The following is a 1,253-nucleotide window of genomic DNA, read 5'->3' on the forward strand; positions in this document are numbered from 1 at the left end:
CGGCCGACCGGCGTGGTCGAGCTTTCGATAGGCGGCATGACCTGCGCGTCGTGTGCGAACCGGATCGAGCGCAAGCTCAACAAGCTGGAGGGTGTGTCCGCGTCGGTGAACTACGCCACGGAGAAGGCCAAGGTGACCTTCCCCGAGGGCCTGGACCCTCAGGCGTTGGTGGCGGAGGTGGAGAAGGCCGGATACACGGCCAAACTGCCCGAGCCGCCCGCCCCGCAGCACGCTGCCGGGGAGCCGGCTGATGAGCTGGGTGCGCTGCGGACCCGGCTGGTGGTGTCGGTGGTGCTGGCGGTGCCGGTGATCGCGCTGGCGATGATCCCCGCGCTGCAGTTCACCTACTGGCAGTGGCTGTCGCTGACGCTGGCGGCGCCGGTCGTGGTGTGGGGCGGGCTGCCGTTCCACAAGGCGGCCTGGACCAACCTGCGGCATGGCACGGCCACGATGGACACGCTGGTGTCGCTGGGCACGATCGCCGCGCTGGGCTGGTCGCTGTGGGCGCTGTTCCTCGGCAGCGCCGGCCTGCCGGGGATGACCCACGCCTTCGACCTGACCATCGCCCGCAGCGACGGTTCGGGTGACATCTACCTGGAGGCCGCCGCCGGGGTCACGGCGTTCATCCTGGCGGGGCGGTATTTCGAGGCGCGGTCCAAGCGGCGGGCGGGTGCGGCGTTACGGGCGCTGCTGGAGCTGGGCGCCAAGGACGTGGCGGTGCTGCGCGACGGCCGGGAGGTGCGCGTCCCCGTCGACGCGCTGAAGGCCGGTGACCACTTCGTGGTGCGGCCGGGGGAGAAGATCGCCACCGACGGGGTGGTCGAGGAGGGCGCCTCGGCGGTCGACGCCTCGATGCTGACCGGTGAGTCGGTCCCGGTCGAGGTCAGGGCGGGGGATGCGGTGACCGGGGCGACGGTGAACGCGGGCGGGCGGCTGGTCGTGCGGGCCACCAGGGTCGGCGCCGACACCCAGCTCGCCCAGATGGCGCGCCTGGTCGAAGACGCCCAGACCGGCAAGGCCCAGGTGCAGCGCCTGGCCGACCGCATCTCGGGGATCTTCGTGCCGATCGTCATCGCCCTTGCCGTCGGCACGCTGGGGTTCTGGCTGGGCACGGGGCAGGGCGCCCAGGCGGCGTTCACCGCCGCGGTGGCGGTGCTGATCATCGCCTGCCCCTGCGCGCTGGGGCTGGCCACGCCGACGGCGTTGCTGGTCGGCACCGGCCGCGGCGCCCAGCTCGGCATCCTGATCAAGGG

General features: G+C 72.7%; 1 protein-coding gene. It reads left to right on the forward strand.

The window, feature by feature from the left end:
• Window positions 1–27: 27 nt before the first annotated feature.
• Window positions 28–1,253: cation-translocating P-type ATPase (locus tag B1L11_RS44565; protein ID WP_256863449.1), on the forward strand; the 1,226-nt coding region annotated here is incomplete at its 3' end.

Origin of the sequence: Microbispora sp. GKU 823, assembly GCF_002027145.1 — a bacterium.
Taxonomy (GTDB): Bacteria; Actinomycetota; Actinomycetes; order Streptosporangiales; family Streptosporangiaceae; genus Microbispora; species Microbispora siamensis.